The organism is Microvirga sp. GN3, from assembly GCF_055792825.1.
The window spans coordinates 1-20,423 of sequence record NZ_JBVVAK010000103.1 but is presented as its reverse complement, the minus strand read 5'-3'; the positions used below and the strand labels follow the sequence as shown (position 1 = coordinate 20,423).

Annotated in this window: 17 protein-coding genes and 3 pseudogenes; 15 read left to right on the top strand and 5 right to left on the bottom strand. The window is 61.1% G+C overall.

Going from position 1 to position 20,423, the window contains the following annotated elements:
• Positions 1-502 precede the first annotated feature (502 nt).
• The 4 genes and pseudogenes from ACS5Q1_RS33145 to ACS5Q1_RS33130 all read left to right on the top strand — a co-directional run bounded on the left by ACS5Q1_RS33145 (position 503) and on the right by ACS5Q1_RS33130 (position 5,098).
• The gene (locus ACS5Q1_RS33145; protein ID WP_473102199.1) at positions 503-952 is read left to right on the top strand and encodes a hypothetical protein; all 450 of its coding nucleotides are present in this window, start codon (positions 503-505) and stop codon (positions 950-952) included.
• 409 nt (positions 953-1,361) lie between these two features.
• Positions 1,362-2,747: a Trk system potassium transporter TrkA gene (trkA, locus tag ACS5Q1_RS33140; RefSeq protein WP_473102198.1), complete on the top strand. Its 1,386-nt coding sequence runs from the start codon at positions 1,362-1,364 to the stop codon at positions 2,745-2,747.
• A 9-nt stretch (positions 2,748-2,756) separates the two neighbouring features.
• Complete coding sequence (locus ACS5Q1_RS33135; RefSeq protein ID WP_473102197.1) at positions 2,757-4,247, top strand: TrkH family potassium uptake protein; 1,491 nt, start codon at positions 2,757-2,759, stop codon at positions 4,245-4,247.
• Between the two features lie 173 nt (positions 4,248-4,420).
• Positions 4,421-5,098: pseudogene (locus ACS5Q1_RS33130) on the top strand (IS6 family transposase).
• A 193-nt stretch (positions 5,099-5,291) separates the two neighbouring features.
• Here the strand turns inward: ACS5Q1_RS33130 and ACS5Q1_RS33125 are convergent.
• The 3 genes from ACS5Q1_RS33125 to ACS5Q1_RS33115 form a co-directional block, all read right to left on the bottom strand.
• Entirely contained in the window at positions 5,292-6,989 is a 1,698-nt protein-coding gene (locus ACS5Q1_RS33125; protein ID WP_473102196.1) for an alkaline phosphatase family protein, read from the bottom strand.
• Positions 6,982-7,764 carry a CDP-alcohol phosphatidyltransferase family protein gene (locus ACS5Q1_RS33120; protein ID WP_473102195.1) on the bottom strand — a complete coding sequence of 261 codons (783 nt, stop codon included), beginning with the start codon at positions 7,762-7,764 and terminating at the stop codon, positions 6,982-6,984. Before ACS5Q1_RS33120 ends, ACS5Q1_RS33125 begins: the two co-directional genes overlap by 8 nt.
• Positions 7,765-7,979: 215 nt before the next feature.
• Positions 7,980-8,732 carry an FkbM family methyltransferase gene (locus ACS5Q1_RS33115; RefSeq protein WP_473102194.1) on the bottom strand — a complete coding sequence of 251 codons (753 nt, stop codon included), beginning with the start codon at positions 8,730-8,732 and terminating at the stop codon, positions 7,980-7,982.
• Positions 8,733-9,102: 370 nt separating this feature from the next.
• Between ACS5Q1_RS33115 and ACS5Q1_RS33110 the strand changes: the two genes are divergently transcribed.
• From ACS5Q1_RS33110 to ACS5Q1_RS33095, 4 genes are read left to right on the top strand one after another with little or no spacing between them, the layout of a single operon-like run.
• On the top strand, positions 9,103-10,077 hold the full coding sequence (locus ACS5Q1_RS33110; protein WP_473102193.1) for a zinc-dependent alcohol dehydrogenase: 975 nt from the start codon (positions 9,103-9,105) through the stop codon (positions 10,075-10,077).
• A gap of 18 nt (positions 10,078-10,095) precedes the next feature.
• Positions 10,096-10,503 carry a 6-pyruvoyl trahydropterin synthase family protein gene (locus ACS5Q1_RS33105; protein ID WP_473102192.1) on the top strand — a complete coding sequence of 136 codons (408 nt, stop codon included), beginning with the start codon at positions 10,096-10,098 and terminating at the stop codon, positions 10,501-10,503.
• Positions 10,496-11,536, top strand: a complete 1,041-nt coding sequence (locus ACS5Q1_RS33100; RefSeq protein ID WP_473102191.1) for a glycosyltransferase — start codon at positions 10,496-10,498, stop codon at positions 11,534-11,536. Before ACS5Q1_RS33105 ends, ACS5Q1_RS33100 begins: the two co-directional genes overlap by 8 nt.
• A complete protein-coding gene (locus ACS5Q1_RS33095) occupies positions 11,533-12,372 on the top strand; it encodes an SAM-dependent methyltransferase (RefSeq protein ID WP_473102190.1) in 840 nt (279 codons plus the stop codon). Before ACS5Q1_RS33100 ends, ACS5Q1_RS33095 begins: the two co-directional genes overlap by 4 nt.
• A 7-nt stretch (positions 12,373-12,379) precedes the next feature.
• On the opposite strand, the gene ACS5Q1_RS33090 is transcribed toward ACS5Q1_RS33095, so the two are convergent.
• Positions 12,380-12,919, bottom strand: a complete 540-nt coding sequence (locus ACS5Q1_RS33090; protein ID WP_473102189.1) for a cytochrome b — start codon at positions 12,917-12,919, stop codon at positions 12,380-12,382.
• Positions 12,916-13,629 (bottom strand): RibD family protein, encoded by a 714-nt coding sequence (locus tag ACS5Q1_RS33085; RefSeq protein ID WP_473102188.1) that lies wholly within the window; start codon positions 13,627-13,629, stop codon positions 12,916-12,918. The genes ACS5Q1_RS33090 and ACS5Q1_RS33085 overlap by 4 nt, the downstream gene beginning before the upstream one ends.
• Positions 13,630-13,793: 164 nt before the next feature.
• On the opposite strand from ACS5Q1_RS33085, the gene ribA reads away from it, so the two are divergent.
• From ribA to ACS5Q1_RS33050, 7 genes and pseudogenes are all read left to right on the top strand, one after another.
• The gene (ribA, locus tag ACS5Q1_RS33080; protein WP_473102187.1) at positions 13,794-14,915 is read left to right on the top strand and encodes a GTP cyclohydrolase II RibA; all 1,122 of its coding nucleotides are present in this window, start codon (positions 13,794-13,796) and stop codon (positions 14,913-14,915) included.
• 192 nt (positions 14,916-15,107) lie between these two features.
• Positions 15,108-15,338: a hypothetical protein gene (locus tag ACS5Q1_RS33075; protein ID WP_473102186.1), complete on the top strand. Its 231-nt coding sequence runs from the start codon at positions 15,108-15,110 to the stop codon at positions 15,336-15,338.
• Positions 15,339-15,576: 238 nt separating this feature from the next.
• Positions 15,577-16,279 (top strand): annotated as a pseudogene (locus ACS5Q1_RS33070) (IS6 family transposase).
• A 289-nt stretch (positions 16,280-16,568) separates the two neighbouring features.
• Positions 16,569-17,489 carry a class I SAM-dependent methyltransferase gene (locus tag ACS5Q1_RS33065; RefSeq protein WP_473102185.1) on the top strand — a complete coding sequence of 307 codons (921 nt, stop codon included), beginning with the start codon at positions 16,569-16,571 and terminating at the stop codon, positions 17,487-17,489.
• 95 nt (positions 17,490-17,584) lie between these two features.
• Positions 17,585-18,655 (top strand): glycosyltransferase family 4 protein, encoded by a 1,071-nt coding sequence (locus ACS5Q1_RS33060; protein WP_473102184.1) that lies wholly within the window; start codon positions 17,585-17,587, stop codon positions 18,653-18,655.
• Entirely contained in the window at positions 18,652-19,563 is a 912-nt protein-coding gene (locus ACS5Q1_RS33055) for an EamA family transporter (RefSeq protein WP_473102183.1), read from the top strand. The genes ACS5Q1_RS33060 and ACS5Q1_RS33055 overlap by 4 nt, the downstream gene beginning before the upstream one ends.
• Before the next feature lie 159 nt (positions 19,564-19,722).
• Positions 19,723-20,336 (top strand): annotated as a pseudogene (locus tag ACS5Q1_RS33050) (IS110 family RNA-guided transposase); the annotation flags it as partial.
• Positions 20,337-20,423: the final 87 nt, after the last annotated feature.

The window sequence follows — 20,423 nt, the reverse complement described above, 5'->3', positions numbered from 1 at the left end:
TGGTCTGGCACTGAGACTACGTCACCAGCCGCACCGGCTCTGCGACGGCGATGGTCGGGAGCAAGCGGGCCGATGCAAGAACGGGGGTATTCCACATCGATAGGTATGACTGTTTCGGCACACGCGTTAATCGCGGACTGCGATCCACTCCCAACTCAACGGCAGCGGCACGAGGGCGCTTCAGCTTGGCGTTGCCCGACATAAAAGTCGCGAAGCCCTCTCCCGCTCCCGCAAAGACGCACTAAGAATACCACCCCTATGGTAAGGCTGGCAGAAATTACGGATCCGCCGACCGCAAGTTGTCGCCAGTATTCGCGCCTCGATCTGAGCCTCGCAAAGAGCCGACTTTGCCGAATAGCTGGCATGAGGTTCCATAAAGCAGATCGAACACTTTCTGAGCACTTCAAAACATGCTCCTTCCGGGGCTTCGCGAAATTCATGTTCTCTTGTCATTTGATCACTTGGTCGGCACGGCTTAGTCTATAGCTTTCGGTGAGGCTCCATGAGCAGCCCGAAACGGCACAGACCCGGCAGTACCATCACGCTCCCGGCCGAGCGCGTTGCACAGTTGCGCACCCTCGCTGAAACCGAAGGCGGCTCGATCACCGAAGTGATCGAGCGCTGGATCAATGCCGAGGTCGCCGCCGGCCACCTGCCCGACATTCTCCCCAACTTTGAAGTCACCGCCGCCGCGGGTCGCGTCTGGCTCACTGTGCAGGACTTCACCTTTCCGGCCATGACCCCGGCCCAAGCCGGGCAGTTCGACGAGGGCGGGGACGAGATCCGCGTCAAGGTCGCGCGCAAAGGGCGCGGCGTCCTGATCGACGGCGTGGATGTCCAGACCGGCAACAGCGTGAAGGCGAGCCTCACGCCCGGCATGGCCTGCGACCTGGCCCGCATCATTCGAAGCGAAGCCGCCACGGCAGCCAAGCACAATGCCAGGGAGGAATAAGCCGCTCGATTGCAACCATCACTCCAGGGGTCGCCTCTCGGAACTCACATCGCGTGCCAGATATAGAATGGCATAGGAGTGTGACACCCACGTGGAGTTGAAAGGAAGGCCGTCGCGATATTGGCGGCCTGCCGCCTTCACGGCGGCGGCGGAGGGCAGGTCAAACCTCAACAGCGGACTACTCCATCACCCTTTTGGCTGGTGCGTCCAGATCGCCGTCGTTGGGTGCACCATGAGAGCCATAGCGTTCTGATGGTCGCCTACGCGAGAGACCATGAGGAGCAACGTGCCGGGAGGAACCATCGGCACAAGGCGCTTCACCGGTTGCGCGTACTCCACGAGGCGTCCTCCGCAAGGAATCTGCCCTACATGATCTTGAAGCCAAGCGTATTCGGATGACGAGGGCGCCATGAGAGTGATCGTCTGCGGAGCGGGACAGGTCGGCTCAACCATCGCCCGCCACCTCGCCACCGAAGGCATCGACGTGACGGTGGTGGACATCTCACCAGATCAGGCCCGGCGCGCCGACGAGAGCTATGATGTGCGCGGCATGGTCGGCCATGCCTCCCACCCCGAGGTGCTGGAACGGGCGGGCGCGCGTGATGCCGACATGCTCATTGCGGTGACCCGTTCCGACGAGGTCAACATGGTCGCCTGTCAGGTGGCCTACTCGCTGTTTCATGTCCGCCGCCGCATCGCCCGCGTCCGTCATCATGGCTACCTGGAGCCGATCTGGCAGGGCCTCTACGCATCCGACCAGCTTCCCATCGATGTGATCATCTCGCCAGAGGTCGAGGTCGCCAACGGCATTGTGCGCCGCCTTAGGACCCCTGGCGCATTCGACACGGTGGCCTTGGCTGACGGACGGGTCCAGCTTCTCGGCGTCCACTGCAATACCCGCGCGTGTTCTCTGGTCGGGCGGCGGATGAAGGAGCTGTCGTCATCAGGGGGCTCCGGCATCGTCATCGGCGCCATCGTCCGGAACGGACAGGCCTTCGTGCCGCGGGCCGAGGATCAGGTGCAGCAGGGCGACGATGTTTATGTGATCACCGAGACGTCTCATCTCGACCGTGTCATGACCTTTCTCGGTCACGAGGAGCAGGTCGCCCGCCGCATCGTGATCGTGGGTGGCGGGAATGTCGGTCTGAACCTAGCCAGCCGGATTGCCCATCAGGCATCATACGTCTCGCTCAAAGTGGTCGAACACACCCGGGAGCGGGCCGAGTTCATCTCGCGAGAACTTGGCGATGCCGCCGTTGTGATCCAGGGGGACGCCCTCGACAAGGACGTGCTGATCGAAGCGAATGTCCAGAGCGCGGAGACGATCATCGCAGTCACCAACGATGATGAGACAAACATCTTCGCTTCAGTTCTGGCCAAGCGCGAGGGCTGCACGCGGGCCATCACCCTGGTCAACAAGACCTCGTACGAGCACGTGCTTCCGGCCCTGGGTATCGACGCGGTGGTCAGTCCGAGCGCGATCACGATCTCGACCATTCTGCGCCATGTGCGCCACCGGTCGATCTCCGCGCTCTATACGCTCCGCGAGGATTTTGGCGAGGTGATCCAGGCGACGGCCCAGGAGGGCTCGCGTCTGGTCAGGGGCAGCTTGCGGGATGCCAAGCTGCCGGACGGGATGCTGGTGGGTGCCATTGTCCGCAGCGGGGAGGTGATCATTCCGACCAGTTCGACACGGGTGTACCCCGGCGACAGCATCATCGCCGTGGTGGCCTATCAAGCCTTACGCAAGGCGGAAGCAATCTTGGCTGGTCCGTTGAACGAAACCGGTGGTTAGAGTGGATCGATGCGGAAGTCACGATTTTCCGGCGCATGGGCTCCGCCCTACACCCGTCCGGTCTTCCACCTGACAGGCCGCATGCTGATTGCGCTTGCGGCGGCCATGCTCTTGCCTGTGGTGATCGATGCCCTCACGGGCAATCCCAACTGGAGGGCTTTTCTCATCGGCAGTGCGATCACCTTCACCTGTGGCGCGGGACTGACCCACATGACACGCTGCCGGCTGTCCGGGGGCTTGACCCTGCGCCAAGCGTTCCTCCTGACACCGGTGGCCTGGACGACCATTGCCCTGTTCGGAGCGATCCCGCTCTACATTTCCGACTACGCCCAGTTGCGGGACAGTTTCACCAATGCCTTTTTCGAGTCCGTGTCGGGCCTGACGACAACGGGGGCAACCGTGATCGTCGGGCTGGATGAGGCTCCGCATGGCATCCTTCTCTGGCGAGCGCTTCTGCAATGGCTGGGCGGCATCGGCATCATCGGCGTCGCGATTGCAATCCTGCCTGCTCTTGGGGTCGGTGGCATGCAGCTGTTCCGCACAGAGTCGTCCGATCGTTCCGAGAAGGTCATGCCGCGGGCCCGGGAGATCGCAACCGGCATCGTTCTGATTTATGTGGCACTGACCGTCATTTGTGGGCTCGGCTACTGGCTGGTGGCGATGACGCCGTTCGAGGCGCTCGCGCATGCGTTAACGACCGTCTCGACCGCCGGGTTCTCCACCTCCGATGCCTCGATGGCACGCTGGGACAGTGCCGCCCTGCACTGGATTGCGACACTGTTTATGCTCTCGGGAGCCGTCCCTTTCGTGCTCTACTTGAGGCTGTTTCAGAGACAGCAGGATGCCCTGCGCGACAGCCAAGTCTGGTTCCTGATCAGTCTCCTCGCGATCCTGATTGTCACTGTTGCGGCATGGCTGGTCGTGGCAGGTGGGCACGGTGCCGCTGATGCGCTCCGATTGGCCTCTTTCAACGTCATATCGGTGGTGACGACCACCGGCTACGCCACAGCAGATTACACGCTTTGGGGCAACCTCATGGTCGGCTTGTTCTTTGGCCTGATGTTCGTCGGCGGGTGCACCGGCTCGACATCAGGCGGGATGAAGATCTTTCGTTTCCAGGTGATGATCTGCATGCTTCAGAGCCAATTCCTGCGTCTGCTCTATCCGCGCGGCGTGTTCCCCCGCGTCTATGCGGGCCGGCTGCTGCCGGACGATGTGATCGGTTCCGTCGTGGTATTCTTCACGCTCTACTTCGTCTGCTATAGCGCACTCACCCTTGCCCTGATGGCGGTTGACCTCGATTTCCTGACCAGTGCCAGCGCAGCTGTGGCCGCATTGTCGAACGTGGGGCCGGGCCTGGGACCGATCATCGGCCCAACCGGTAACTTCGCGACGCTCCCGGAGGCGTCCAAATGGCTCCTCTGCTTTGGCATGCTGCTGGGGCGGCTGGAGCTGTTCACGGTACTGATCCTGTTCTTCCCCCATTTCTGGCGTGGGTAGAGCCGATCAATCCATGCACCTGGACGATGCTCAGCATCTCCTCTGCATCAAGTTGACAGTGCCAGATGGAGGCATGTTCACTGCAACTTCCTCGCGGCGCGACCTCAGGGTTGTATGATTTGCGTTCTGATGGCGGTGATGTCACATTAGCCCGACGATGAGAGCGGGCCGCCATGACCAAGCCGGTCAGCTACAAGCGCCACCGCTTTCCATCCGAAATCATCGCCCACGCGGTGTGGCTCTTTTTCAGGTTCCCATTGAGCCTGTGGCTCGTCGAGGAAATGCTGCTTGAGCGTGGTATTGTCGTCTCCTACGAGACTATCCGGCGCTGGGCTATGAAGTTCGGGCCGTCCTACGCCCGCCGCCTCAGGCGCAAGACACCAAGCCCTCGCGACATCTGGCATTTGGACGAGGTCGTGATCACCATTGCCGGCCAGCAGCACTGGCTCTGGCGGGCCGTCGACCAGGACGGATATGTCCTCGACGAAATCGTCCAGACGCGGCGCGATACCAAAGCCGCCAAACGCTTGCTGAAGCGTCTGCTGAAGAAGCAGGGCTGCCCCCTCGGCGGCTGGTCACGGACAAGCTGGGCACCTATGCCGCCGGTCGAGCACCGGTCGCACAAGGGACTCAACAATCGCGCGGAGAATTCGCATCTGCCCTTGCGTCAACGAGAGCGGGCAATGCAGTGATTTCGATCACCGGGAGGCTTGCAGAGATTTGTCAGCGTGTTCTCGGCCCTCCGCAATCTCTTTGTTCCACCTCATTCCCGCCGCTCTGCTCTTGCCATCCACCTTCACCGCCTCAATGCCATGACAGGGTGGAAGTCTGCCGCCGGCGTTGCCGCGTGAGCCCGTCAGGTGACTGAGTTTGCCTCCGTGCGCCTGTTGCCAGTTAATGGGGCAACGCCCGCTGAACCATATGTTTGAGCTTGGACGTCCGAAGTCCGTCCGTATCACCTGAATGCAGGCCCTAGGGCTATCAATGCGTGCACAATGCGATCCGTGCAACACGGTCCATCAAGGCTGTCGAGCTGATCCGGTGCTAATCCCTCCAGCAAGGCAGCTTAGGCCCACAATTTGTCTTGGACGTTCCTCCGCTGAAGGCAGCAAGTAAAATGGCACGGAGAGCATCGATTCGTGCCAGTCCTTCATCGCCCGCCTTCGGGGGCGGCGGAGGCATTACGCCAGGCACGAAGCCTAGCCGGGCAAATGGCCTCAGGAGGCGGGGATCGTGTGCCACCACGTGGATGGGCACGGCTCTCGAGGTGCCAGGCCCGGCGATGACCGGCGCCGGCTGATGATCCCCAAGCACTAGGACCAGTGCATCGGCCGGGACGCGGTCGGCCAGGAAAGCGGCAATGGCGTCGATCGAGTGGCCGATGGAGAGCGCATACTGATTGCGCACCGCCTCAGGGCTGCGCCAGATCTCCCGTGGCTCAGGCGCACCATCCGTCCAACGCGAATAGATGGTCCCGTCACCTAGCTCCCCCCAGCCTACCACCTCCGGCACCGGCAGCCAGGGCGCATGGCTCGAGATCAGAGCGAGCATCGCAAAGATTGGTGGTCGGTCCGGCCTATTGAGTTCACGTCGAGCAAAGAAATCGAGGGCGAACTGGTCGGGCACGACACCCCAGTAGAAGTTCGGCCCACGATATTTCATATCTGCGGCGACATAGGTCGCATCGTATCCGAGCCTGTAGCCCTCCGGCCACGGCAGAGTGATCGCAGGCATGACCTGGGCTGTGCGCCAGCCGGCTCGCTTAAAATCATGCACGAGGGTCCGCGGCAGCTCGGCCAGGAACAGCGCATACAGTGTCTGATCATCGATCCAGCGTCCGGCCGAGAGCGTGGCGTGATTGAGCCAGGACTGGCCGCCGGCAGTGGCAGCCAGGAGACGGCCTGAGGAGACGCTCAAGCCCGCTTTCGCAATTCGCTCGCTGAAAGCATGGACGCGTGGCCGCACCGTTGGGGCGTAGCGTTCATCATCGAGGGCCGAAATCCCGTAGCTTTCGACGAAGATAACCATGACGTCGGTGCCCGCGAGGCTGGAGAACAAGGCTGCATCATCGATCTGAGTGGCGGGATCGTTAGCGAGACCCGCGCGGAATGCCGCCCGACGCGCCAGCGTAGAAGAGAGGAGTTCCGCCTGTTCGACAAGGAGGAGGCTTGCGGCTCCGCTGAGCGGCCGCCAAGGAGCCAAGTTGGCCGGAGCCAGTCCTTGCACTGCAGCAAGCACAAGTGCGAGGGCCGAAACGCCGACAAAGGCTTGGCGCATGGCCGCTTGGCGAAACCCTTGAGCCAAATGGGCAAAGGAATGTACTAATACGAGGTGTAAGGCTGCAATCGACAGGATGCCAGCGGCGGCGGCAAGAGCCACGTAGGCCGGGCCAAGCATGACTGTGGCGACATGGAGCAAAGCCGGAACAAGGGCCAGATCGAGGGAGAGGTTTAGGGACCTGTCCACCATGGTCTGGGCCGTGAAATCAGCGGCCCGAATGAGGAAGAGCAGGATCACCGAACCCGAGAGAAGGTGCAGTGCAATTCTCGGCACGTACCTCGCCCAGACCTGTCCAAGAGCAAGCATGGCTAAGATGACGCCGACCTCCGAGGCCAGTGTCCAGTGGGGCGGCCCGAGGAAGGCCGCACTATCGGAAGGCAAGTTGACGAGCAGCGACAGAGCGATCCAGACCACGACCAGCATCGCGGCTGCCCTCGCCAGCGCAGTGAATCGGCTAGACATATGCGCCTTGTCCTGCGGCCGAGCGTTCTCGAGCGAGCCAGACTAGGTCAATCGCGAAGGACCAAATCAGGGTCAGCAAGGCCAAAGCCGCGATCCAAATGCTCAGCGGTGGGACCATCCATGGGGTTAGAAGTGGAAGCAGCGCCATGCCCTGGAGAGCACACACCACCTTGCGGCGCATGGAATGCGGCAACCTACGCCTCAGCGCTGGTGAGAACTGGCGCGCCACGAGAAAGGCATAGTGAAAGCCACCGATCGCGAGGACCCACGCGCCGGCCTTGCCGAGCAGAAGGACCGCGCCGGCAAGGAGCGTCAGGAGGAGTGCATCGATTTCAATGTCGAAGCGGGCACCAAAGCGGGATTCCAGCTTCAGCCAGCGCGCCAGATAGCCGTCGACGCCATCCAAGAACAGGGAAAGCGCACTGATAGAGAAGAAGAACCAGCCGAGGCGCTGAGGGCCTGAATCGCCATGCAAGGCCGCATCTGCAAGGAGCCCTGCAAGGAGGCAGTTGAGAACCGCCCTGACCAGTGTAGCGACATTGGCCAGTCCGAAAGTCGTGTGATCGTGGTATGCAGCGATCTGTCGCTGGACGATGGCGGTGAGCAGGAGGTACGGCGCAAGTGCAACTGGTAGGACTGCCAGTCCGGAGCCGCTGCTGGCCGCAATCACGGCTGCGAGAATGACCAGCGCGATACCCCCTCCGAGCAAAGGAATGCGGGCATCGCAGGCGTGGCGGCTCCGGTCAGGGGACAGAGGCCTCCGCATCGCGTCCATTGCCGCACCTCCCCGGAACTGATGTGCGTCGAGCGAACCGTGGCTGGGCCGATGGTTCCCTCAGTCCAGAACCGATCACAAGCAAGCGTGGGCTCTCCTGCATAACGTGTCAAGCTACGGAATATGGCGGCTCGTGAGGCGGGTGAGTGTGCTACAACATGCATCATGTAAAGGGATCGCTAACATTCGCCACTAAAGCGATACGGGCAATTGGGTCAGGCGGACAGCCGATGGGCGTAGACATCGCCCGAATTCGCCACGTGTGGAACGTCCCTTAGATAGAGGCGCATCTCCTCAGCGGTGACGCTGCTCGGAAAGACGAATGTCTGACGCTCCCCAAGCGAGACATTGTACCGGTAGTCGTCGATCGCCTCCAAGCGATCCAGGCATGCGATGGCAACCTCCCGCGCAATCGTCGTGAACTCGAAGGACAGGGCCGGTACGGGGGCGGTCAGGCCCGTTAGAACGACTTGCTCATAACCTTCGACATCGATCTTGATAAAAGCCGGATTGCCATAGGTTTTGATGAGAACATCGAGGGTTGTGGTGGGAACGGCGATGACACCATCCCAACACTGCCCTTCCCAGTTCCGTGCTCCCTGTGCAGCGCTGACAAAGTCGTTGGATAGGGTCGAAACGGTGGGATTTCGCGAGTTGATGTGAAGGGGCAACTCGCCTTCCTTTCTTGCCGCAGCCTTGCGCAGCAGCGTGATAGCTCGATCACAGCCAAACAGAAATTGCAGGATCGCTGCTGGGCCGGGCTGCGGCTCCAGGGCGACGACCCGCGCGCCGAGACGGCGGAACGAGGAAATACGATCGCCCACATGAGCACCGATATCGAAGACCAAGTCGCCGGGCTTCACGAACTGCCCGTAAAGGGCATCCATGCGGCGGTGGCGCTCACGATCCCCATGATAGACCATGATGGAACGCAGGAGAGCGAACCAGGAGTGTAAAGACATCATCATTTGCCCTGGATCTCCCTAACCCCGGCAACGGCTCTCTTCTATTGAATGCATGAGGCACAAGCTGTCGTGCGTTCACCCGCCTCATGGACTGCCATATTCCGTGGGTTCGCACGTTCATGCAACAGAGCGACCGAGCTCCCATCACCGTATGTGAGAAGGTGCCAAGTCATGCGAGCAGACCGAGATAGACTGCTGGATTGAGCGCGATCGCGCCGAACGCCCGCGTGAAACGGTGCTTATGGACGACAGGCCCGCAGGCGCCATATGGTTTGGAGAAAGCCCGAAGGCAATGTTGGCACTCCTGGTCCGTCGTGGGTCGCTCCCTGCGGCATTCTGGAAGGGCCTGCCGGATATGCATGAAGAGCAGCGCATGAAAAAGACCACGTCTGCGCTTTGGATAACCCGTGCTTTCCACGCAGAATTGAAGGAGGCTCCTGAGCCAGCGTTGAACGAGGGTGACATCCTCGTCAGGACGCAATGGTCCGGGATCAGCCGCGGCACCGAACGCCTCGTGTTCGAAGGCCGGGTTCCGGCCTCCGAGACCAGGCGCATGCGGGCGCCGCTGCAGGAGGGTTCCTTCCCGTTTCCAGTCAAGTACGGCTACTGCGCGGTCGGTACTGTGGAGCAGGGCCCAACCGAACTCATAGGACGAAGTGTTTTCGCCCTGCACCCCCATCAGGACCTGTTCGCTATCCCGGCGAGTCTTGCAATCCCTGTGCCGGAGGGCGTCCCCCCCAGGCGCGCCGTTCTTTCCGCCAATCTGGAGACGGCCCTGAATGCGATCTGGGACGGCTGTTGCGGGCCCGGTGATCGGATCGTCGTGGTGGGAGGAGGCGTGGTCGGACTGCTGACAGCCTATCTTGCGGCCCGCATCCCGGGAACGGAGGTCGCGCTTGTCGACCTTGAGCCTAGCCGCCGTGCCCTCGTCGAGCACCTGGGCGCATCATTCGCTGAAGCAGACAACGCACCCGGCGACGCCGATATCGTGTTCCACTCCTCCGCCTCGGTCCAGGGGCTGAACACGGCGCTTGCATGCGCAGGCTTCGAGGCTCGGGTCGTCGAGATGAGTTGGTACGGGTCCACTGCCGTCGACGCGTTCCTCGGCGGGGCCTTCCACAGCCAGCGGCTGCAACTCGTCTCCTCTCAGGTCGGGCATGTCCCGTCGTCGCGGCGCGCCCGCTGGACAACCAGGCGGCGCCTCGACGCCGCCATGCGTCTTCTAGACGACCCGCGCCTGGACATCCTGGTGGCCGAGGAAGTCAAGTTTTCCGCACTGCCCGAAGCGCTGCACGACATCCTCTGCGGCGATGCGCAGAGTATTCCACCCATTGTCACCTATTCCTGACGCAGCAAGGATGGTTCCATGTATGCCATCGAAGTTCGCGACCACATTATGATAGCCCACAGTTTCCGGGGCGCGCTCTTCGGCCCGGCGCAGAAGCTCCACGGCGCCACCTTTGTGGTGGACGTGGCATTCCACCGCGAACATCTGACCGAGGATGGCGTCGTCGTCGACATCGGACGCGCCCACGACGTTCTCAAGCAGGTTCTCGCGCCGCTGAATTATAGCAACCTTGACGATGTGCCGGAGTTTGCAGGAAAAAACACAACGACCGAGTTCCTGTGCCGCCACATCTTCGACGCCGTCGTTGCAGCAGCCCGAAAGGGCAAACTCGGACCGGGTTCGGACGGGCTTGCGGGCCTACGGGTTACATTGCACGAGTCCCATTTGGCAAAAGCCTGGTTCGAAGGACCCATATCCCATGATTGAGGCGACCTTCGCCATCCCGGGCGACATAGCGACCCCAACGGGCGGATATGCCTATGATCGGAAAATTCTGCACTGCATCGGCGACCAGGGCATCGTGCTTCACCATCTCGTTCTTCCGAACAGTTTTCCCTTTCCCAGCGTGGATGACCTCGAAACAACGGCACGGCTTCTCAGCGGTCTGGACGGGACGCTCCTCATCGACGGGCTCGCCTTCGGTGCCCTGCCCACGGATATCCTGTCCCAGATCAAGGCTCGGATCGTCGCGCTCGTGCACCACCCGCTGGCTCTTGAGACCGGGCTCGGGGCCGACGATGCCGAGCGTCTCCGGATCCTTGAGCGGGAGGCTCTGAAGGCCGCGTCGGCCATCATCGTCACCAGCGATACGACAGCCGTCATCCTCGCTTCGGACTATGGCGTGCCCCGGGAGGCGATCGCCGTTGCTATCCCCGGAACGGCGCAGGCACACCGGGCGGCGGGCAGTGGAACCGACCATGCGCTCCTCGCCGTCGGCTCTGTCGTTCCCCGGAAGGGGTACGAGGTCTTGGTCGAGGCCCTCGTGCGGCTGGGCAACCGGCCTTGGTCGCTGACGATCGTCGGCGCCATGGATCGCGCGCCCGATTGCGCGCGGAGCCTTCGTGCCCGGATTGATGAGGTCGGGCTGTCGGACCGTATCCGATTCACCGGCGCCCTGCCGGACCATGTGCTGCCCTCGCTCTATGACAAGGCTGACATCTTCGTCCTCGCTTCTCACTTCGAAGGCTACGGGATGGTGCTGACCGAGGCCCTCGCCCACGGGCTCCCCATCGTGTCGACGACGGGTGGGGCGGCTGCCAAAACCCTTCCTGACGCCGCCGCCCTGAAAGTCCCGGCAGGAGATCCTGCCGCACTGGCAGAGGCTCTCGCATCTCTTCTCGACGATGGGAAGCGGCGCGGTGCACTGGCCAATGCCGCATTCTCCTATGCACGGAATCTTCCGGACTGGTCGGAGGCGGCCGCTATCGTCGCGGCCCAGCTGAGGCACGGCAAGACATGAGCAGTTTCGATCCGGAATGGCTATCGCTGCGTGAGCCGGTCGATCACCGATCTCGCGCACGCGGGCCGCGAGGCACTTGCGCTCATTATTTCGGCGGCTTTGAGCGGATTACGATTCTCGACCTCGGCTCGGGAACCGGATCCAATCTCCGCGCCTCATGGTTCCACCTGCCCGATCGGCAGGAGTGGTGCCTTGTCGACCACGACTCGGCTCTGCTGGAGGTAGCGCGCCGAATGCTGTCGATATGGGCATGCGCCTCCCAGGCGGACGGAGAGCGCCTTGCCTTAGAGCGCAGCGGAAAGACCTTGACCGTGTCCTTCGAGTGCGCGGACCTGAGGACAGGTATCGAGCGTCTCATCGCGCGTCGGCCCGACCTCGTCACCGCCGCGGCGCTCTTCGATCTCGTCTCCTGTGCGTGGATTGATCGTTTCGCTGATGCCCTAGCCGATACGCGACTCCCGCTCTACGCAGTGCTGACCTATGACGGCAACGCGCGCTGGGAGCCTGGCCACTCCTTCGACGCCAAGGTCAACTCAGCCTTCAACGAGCACCAGACCCGCAACAAGGGACTTGGGCCGGCGGCCGGGCCACAGGCGGCGCGGCACTTGGTTGCGGCATTGCGAGCGCGAGGCTATGCCGTCGAGACCGGAGACAGCTCCTGGTTGCTCACCCGCGACGACAACAGGCTGATCCAATCGCTTGCGAATGGGATCGAACAGGCCGCGGGCGAGACCGGTCTCATTCCGGGGGAGACCCTCGCTGTGTGGCGAGAGGCACACAGCCATCCAGAGCGGTGCGAGATCGGCCATGTCGATCTCTTCGCAAGTCCCATGTGATGCTTTCTTAGCCGCGCCACATACGCTCGAACACACCATCGCGCCGGACAGACCTGTGCCACAAGGCAGCGCCCACATGCAGCATGAGGATTCCAGCCATGAGGAAGACTGCGCTCTTATGCAAACTGAGCACGACCTCGGCCTGATCCATGCCCCCCTCGACGGAGATGGGAATCGGCATGATCCAGAACAGCTTGACCGGGGCGCAGCACATAGCTGTTCCCGTATAGCCCAGGACTGGAACGGTGAGGATCAGCGCATACAGGGCGAGATGCGTCGCACGCGCTGCAATCTTCTGCCATTCAGCCATGGAGTCGGGCAGGGGCGGAAAGCCCTGTACCGCCCTGATCACCACTCGCACTACGGCGAGCGTGAAGACAATCATGCCGAAAGACTTGTGCACGTCGTAGAGGAGGTTCTTCAGCATCCCATCCTCGAGCGAGACCATCGTAAGGCCCATCGGAATGAGCCCCAGCAGGATGAGCGCCGCTATGATCCAGTGGAGTAATCGAGATCCTCTGGAATATACAGCGGGACCGATATTCATCGGACTGCCCTGCTCGTGCTTCTCAGATTGCAGTCGAACAGGGTGTCGCCATCCGCGAACACGTGGACATGGGTCATGGGACGCAGGGCTCCGTCGAGCCCGTCGATCGGCGGTAGCGACAGCCCCGCCATGCCGGATCCGATGATCATCGGCGCAACCAACATGTGCAGCCTGTCCACGCAGCCTGCCGCGATGAATGTGGAGATCGTGCGGGCGCCGCCCTCAACGAGGATTTTGCGAAGGCCGCGCTCGCGGAGCTTCTGAATGATCTCATGAGGCGGGATTATCCCATCGCGGGCTTCGATGATGATTTCCTCGACTCCAGGCAAGGTCACGGAGACAGTTGCCCGAATGGCAATGCGGCGCGCGCAGGCCGAGCGAACGCATTGCGCCGCTTCGGGGAGACGGCCGTGCGGATCAATAACGACACGCGCCGGGTTGCGGCCAGGGACACGCCGGACGGTCAGCATCGGGTTGTCCGCGATCACGGTCCCCACTCCGACGACAACAGCGTCCACATGGGCGCGCAATCGGTGCAGATGATCGAGTGCGCAGGTTCCGTTGATGTAGCGGGAAGCCCCCGTAGGGGTGGCGATGCGCCCGTCGAGGCTCTGGCCGAGCTGGGCGACCACGAACGGCTTGTCTTCGGGCGCGGCATCGATGAGTTCGAACGGGTCTTGGCTTGGAGAGGGCACAGACTGGATTGTCATAGGGGGATGGCCGCTGTTCCTGATCCCAGTGTCCTGCTCCTGTTGGAGCAGGTCAGATCATCGCTAGTATGGCCCAAGCCGCTAAAAAGTCATAGAGTGCAACTCCTTGGGGTTTCATCTACTTACGGCTTCGCCATTAGTCATCTCTCAGGAAAAGTAACCTTATGGCAGACATGTCCCTGAGTAAAAACTTGTTCACCGACCAAGCCCACGTGCATGTCGAACGCGCAGTTTCTGACTTTCGAGCCGGCCGACCGATCCTTGTCCGGGCAGAGAATGAGACACTGCTTGCTGTTACAGCGGAAGGGCTTGATCTGCGCATGGTCGGCGTGCTTGCGGACTTGAGCGGCGGTCGCGCCCGTCTCCTTCTGACCCCAGCTCGGCTTCGTTATCTCGGTCTCGACCGCACCGCTGCCGCATCGGTGCCCATGCCGGTTATTGACTGCGACCGCGTAGGAAACCTCGCGCTTAGAATCGATGGACGCATCGACGCGCCGGTGGGGCCGGTATCCCGGCTTGACGAGGCGGCTATAGAGCTTGCGCAGCTGTCGCTCGTGCTGCCCGCCGTGCTTGCGATCCCTCTTGTGTCGTCCTTCTCCACGTTACAGAGCCTCCTCGGCGTTACCGCCGAGGACGTTTTCGCCTATCGTCGGCGCAGAATCGAGAATCTACGTATCGTCAGCCGGGCGCCGGTGCCGCTGGAAGGCGCGCCCACCAGCGAGTTCGTGGTGTTCCGCGGTGGCGAGGGCCTGCGCGATCAGGTGGCGATCGTGGTCGGCAAGCCGGATTTCTCCAAGCCGGTGACCGTGCGGCTGCATTCGGCGTGCCTGACGGGCGATCTCTTCGGCAGCCTGAAATGCGATTGCGGCGACCAGCTGCGCGAGACCGTGCGCTTCATGGCGCAAGCCGAGGGCGGCATCCTGCTTTATCTCGACCAGGAAGGACGCGGGAACGGCATCGCCAACAAGATCCGGGCCTACAAGCTCCAGTCGCAAGGTTACGACACCTATGACGCCGACGAGGTTCTGGGCTTCGAGGCCGATCAGCGCCGCTTCGATTTCGCGGCCGTGATGCTGCAGGAACTGGGCGTGAGCAAGGTCCGCCTCATGACCAACAACCCGGAAAAGATCGCGGCTCTGACCAAGGCGGGTCTCGAGGTGATCTCCGATCATCGCGTGCTGGGTCGCCCGACGGCGGAGAACGTCAGCTACCTTGCCGCCAAGCGCGATCGCGCCGGGCACTATATCGATCTCGAGGGCATGCTCGCCTGCTCGAACAAGGATTGAGCGGCCGGAGCCTACGACCTGAGGATTTACCGTCTCTCCGGATAAGCGAGGACCGCTCGGCTCCATAATCCTCTGTCTAGCAGCGACGGTGCCGAACTCTCTTCCCTCGCTCGTCCTCACGCCCTAACTTGAGCAGAGTCTGGCCCACCAGCAGCACCCTTTGTAGAAAGCTGACACCGATGAGCACCACCCGTGTCTTTCAGCTCCTCCCGCCTCGGCTCGCCTGATCGAGAAGGAGAGGGGAAGTCGCGCCGTCCGGCAGGGCTTTTCCCGGATCGTGTGGGCCGGAGCGCCCACGTGCAGATGGCAGGCGATACCGGCCACCTCATCCTGGTCTCCCAGCCCGCAACCGGTCCGCTCGAGGAGCCCGCTGAGATCTCCCGCTCCCAGGCCGAGGCTCTGCTCGATCTGACCGCCAGATAGACCACGTATCTGAGCATCTCCATTGACATCGGCCCTCACAGCGCCTCGATCCACCGCTTCATCATCCCGGCGCCGCTCGATCTGATCAGCATAGGATTCAAACACGACAAGACAGCACGCCAGTTCCAGCCGCCGGCTTGGTTTGATCCCGAGGTCACCGCTGATCACACTTATCGGCCCTGCTCCCTGGCATCGTCACACTGACGGGATGCGAGCGGGAGCCGGCATATGAGGTGGTATGGAGAAGCCTCCTCCCTCGCTCTACGCCCGCCACCGTTTCCCTGCCGAGGTGATGAGCCTCGCGGTCTGGCTCTACTTCCGCTTTCCTCTGAGCTTGCGGATGGTCGAGGAGATGCTGGCAGCCTGCGGGGTGGTCAGCCACGAGACGGTTGGCAGCTGGGCTGAGAAGTTCGGACGCGAGCTCGCCAACCGCATCCGCCGACGCGCTCCTCGGCCGGGTGATCGGTGGCATCTCGTTGAGGTGGTGATCCCCATTGCCGGTAAGTGGCCCTGGTTGTGGCGGGCTGTTGATCACGACGGCTTTGTCCTCGATATCCAGGTCCAGAGCTGTTGGGATCGTAAAGCCGCCAAACGCCTGTTGCGAAAACGGCTGAAGAAGAGCGCCATGGCACCGCGAGTGACGGTCACGGACAAATTTGGGTCCTACGGTGCGGCTCGCAGGGAGATGTGCTGAGCACCGGCAGCACAAAGGACTGAATAACCGGGCAGAAAATCCACACCAGCCCACTCGCCGACGAGAGCCCTAGATGAAGCGCTTCAGGTCGACCGGGCAGGCGCAGCGCTATCTTTCGATTCATGATCCAATCAGCAATCAGTTTCACCTCCGACGGCATCAACTCACGACGGCAGACTATCGCAAGGCTCGCAGTGCAGCGTTTGAGACATGGGCGGACATCACCTCTGTGGCGCCCGCCGCCTGAAACTAACCGTTTCTCAGCCCGAATTCTGTCGGACGCCTGTTAATGTGATGATCTCGATCAAACTCCGATCATGGCAGGTGGTAACACGCCCTTCAGAACAGCGTCGCGGCGGATGAAGTGATGGTAGAGCGCTGCGCTGACATGGTGTCAAAACAAGTAGAATTACGGGCCAACCCACCCACCGGTGGAGCGTGAACAGCTGTGTTGCGAGCTCTTCGTTCCTGCCGACGATTCTGGGAACTTACGTGGAGCACCTGAGTTATGGCGCCAGAGCCGTTTTCCGAAAGCCATGAGGCCGGCGATACAGATGCGAAATCCCTTGAGTTCTGCGAAGTCGCCCGCTAATCTCATATCTAAGTCCGCCCGTTGTATAGGGACGGGGGATCTTGAAAACAAACCGCGCGGGCAGTCACCCGGCACGGAACAACGAGCGCCTTGGTCAAGATTTCGCGGTGTCACGACCACTCCCGCATACAACACCACGGACCTCAGGTCTTTCTTTGACCAATGCGCCTCAACGGGATCTCCTGAGCAGCATGGTCACCCGCACCGGCTGCTGGAATACCGACTCGCGCTGGTGCGCCGCTTAGCCCGGCCCCGGCCCACTGATGTTGTCCTGGACCTCGGTTGTGGCAATGGCCATCATCTCCTTGCTCTTGCACCTGAAGTCGCTCGTGGCACTGGGATTGATGTCTCGCCGGGCATGATCGAATTGGCGCGCGCTCGTCTTCGGAGCTCACCTGGGATAGCCAATCTTACGTTTGAGGTGGATGATGCCGAGGAGCTAAAAGGAATCGCGGACCAGTCGATCGATCTGGCGATCTGCATCGGCGCCTTCGAGCACATGCTCGATAAGCGAGCCGTGTTGGCCAGTATCTATAGGGTGCTAAAGTTTGGGGGGCGTTTTTTCTGCTTAACACCGGATGCTGATTACGTTTGGTATCGGAAAATCGCGCCTATGTTGGGGTTTGCCACCAAACATCTTTCCAGCGACCAAATGCTGACCCGCGACGAGTTTTCCGCACTGCTTGATCTGGCTGGATTTCGCGATATTCGGTCTGCTCCCTGGACGTTCATTCCCAAGGGAGATGTGCCCGCCCTCGTTGCGTTACTGCTCGCTGTACTTGATGTAATCGGGCGAAACGCTCGATTAGATTCTCTTCGCGGCGGCCTCTCACTATGGGCCTTGAAGGGAGCGAATCCCATTTAGCAACGAGAGGAGGTCCGTCACGGAGATTTATACTATTCGGCTTGCGGCTCGCGCGAATCCGTCGGATTTAGCGCAATCATCGCTGGATCCGGACTGTGCGCAAGCTTCCACCCAATGAACTGCATGTTGCGTTCGTCGTGCCGGGTGATCTCGCCACGCCAACCGGCGGATATGCCTATGACCGGCGCATCATCCAGGAACTTGGGCGGATGGGTTGGCAGGTGGATGTTCTCGACGTGGGAGATGGCTTTCCGTTCCCGAGCGCTGCGCAGCTCACAGCTGCGATGGCGATACTATCCGCGGTGCCGGCCGGTTGTCCGATTGTTCTCGACGGGCTTGCGTTTGGGGCGCTGCCCGAGGCTGGCGCGCTCCAATCCCACACGCCGCTCATCGCGTTGGTGCACCAACCACTAGCTCTAGACCCGGGTCTCGACACCACGCAGGCAGACATCTTCCGCGAGAGCGAGCGCGCCGCGCTCGCTGCTGCCGCGCGCGTCGTGGTCACGAGTGAGGCAACCGCCCGGATCGTGATCGCCGATTACGACGTTTCGGCTCAGCGCATCAGCGTTGTGCGACCGGGTAATGATCCCGTTCCGCCAGCGTTTGGCAGTAACGACGGCGTCGTTCGGCTTCTCTCGGTCGGTTCGGTGGTGCCGGGCAAAGGATATGATTTGCTGATCGCGGCTATTGCCACCCTTGCCGACATGTCCTGGCAACTGACGATCGCTGGTGACCGGACTCGCAACCCGGTTGCCGCCGCGCAGCTCGACGCCGACATCAAGGCCTACGATCTTGGCGACAGAGTCGCGGTACTCGGCGCCGTGCCACCTGAGCGTATCACCGAACTGTATTTGGCATCCGACTTATTTGTACTCGCGTCGCGTTTCGAGGGGTATGGGATGGCGCTCGCAGAAGCGATCTCGCACGGGCTTCCGGTGGTGTCTACGATGGCGGGTGCGATCCCCGATACAGTGCCTGCGGGGACCGGTCTGCTGGTGCCCCCGGACAATGCGGCCGCATTGGCGTTGGCACTGCGACGTTTGATCAGCGATCCGCTTGAACGGCAGCGGCTCGCCACGAACGCCCGCGCGGCAGCTGCCCAGCTCCCCACTTGGCAAGATTCCGCCCGACTGTTTGTCGGCGCCATCAAGGCGGTCGGGGTATGAGCTGGTTTTTCATCGCCTTGTGGGCTCCATTCCTTCTTGCATGCGCCAATCATAACGATAAGTTTTTGCTGTCGAGATATCTCAAGGAGAAAAGTATCGGATCCATTGTCATACTCTCTTCGCTGTTCAGCGGCGTGGCGATCCCTATCGTATTGTTCATTCAGCCCAATGTGTACGACGTCAGCCTCGTTCAAGGATCTGCGCTTGTCGCGACCGGGATGTTGAGCGTCTTCGCCACTGTTTGTTATCTCTACGCACTCAAAAACGATGAGGCATCTTTCGTCACGCCGTTGAATCAGACAGTGCCCATCTTTGCTTACTTCCTCGGTTATTTCATCATTGGCGAAACGATCACGCTTACTCAAGGATTGGGTTCGCTCGTTATTATTGTTGGCGCGCTTGCATTGTCGTTTGAGTTTGGTCGGCGGGGAATACGGTTCAAGCGAAACGTTGTAGTATTGATGCTAGGAGCTTCCTTCTTGAGTGCAATAAACGGCGTCATTTTCAAGTTGATCGCTGTGGGCACGGGTTTTTGGGTTTCGCTTTCTTGGAGTTTCGGCGGCCAGGTGATAGCCGGTTTGACCTTTCTAATCTGCGTTCCGAGTTACCGCAGAGATTTCCTTGACCTCTTCAAACAACAGAAAGTCGCCGTTGTTGGCCTTGTCGCGTTGAGCGAGACATTGTTAAGCGTCAGCGAAGCAGTCACGCTTTACGCGACGCTCTTGGCGCCCGTTGCGTTAGTTCTTCTTGTGAGTTCATTCCAGTCCCTTTTCGTCTTTACACTCGGTATCATGTTGACACTGTTTTTTCCTCGCGTCGCTAAGGAATCACTGGGCCGCATGAAGATGCTGCAAAAGAGCGTAGGAATTAGCCTCATGCTCGTCGGTGGTTTCTTAATCAGCAGATAAGATCAGATGGTCTCGCTTCAAGGTCTGATCGAGTTAGGCAAGGCACTTGGTGCGGCGCACGAGTCCGGTAATGGGATGGTCCGGTCGTGCTCCTGCTCCGCTTGCTCGTAAGCTGTGGGGCTTCGAGCTGCGCAAGGAACACGTCCCATATCCCGGTTTTCCGAAGCTATTGCAGAGGCGCTACAACGATCGACCATGTCATTTGTGGCGCTCAAGACGCCGGAGCAGACGGACCTCCTCGCCCTGCATCGCGTGCGCTCGCGCTTGGTCAGTCAACACACGGGCGTCACCAACCAGATCCGCTGTTCCCCTCTTTGAGTGCGGCATCACCGTGCGCCAGGGGCTCGGCCCTTGCGACGGGTCTTGCTAGGTATCCTCGTTCTTACTCTGACGGCCTGTTGCTCCGCATCGGTCATCTCATTGCCGATCTGGCTGAGGATCGGCGTCAGCTCGACGAGCACATTGCTGCCGTCTCGGCCGAGATCGAGGCGCAAGCTGCTCAAGATGAGCACTGTCAGCGCCTGATGAGCGTGCCAGGTGTGGGGCCGATCATCTCGTCGGCCGTGGTGGTGACGATTGGGACCGGGACCGGGTTCAAGCAGGGGCGGGACTTCGGCGCTTGGCTCAGGCTGATGCTGAAGTAGGAGTCGACCGACGACCGCACGATCCTGGGCAAGATCTCCAAACGCGGTAACAAGTACCTGCGGACGCTCTTCCTCCAAGCGGCTCACATCGTTCTAAGGTCTGTGGGGATTCACGAGAGCTTGGGCTTATGATTCAAGCTCTTGATGGATCGCTATGTATTGACGGATGCCCAGTGGGCGAAGATGGAGCCGCATTGTCTGGGTAAGCCAACCGAC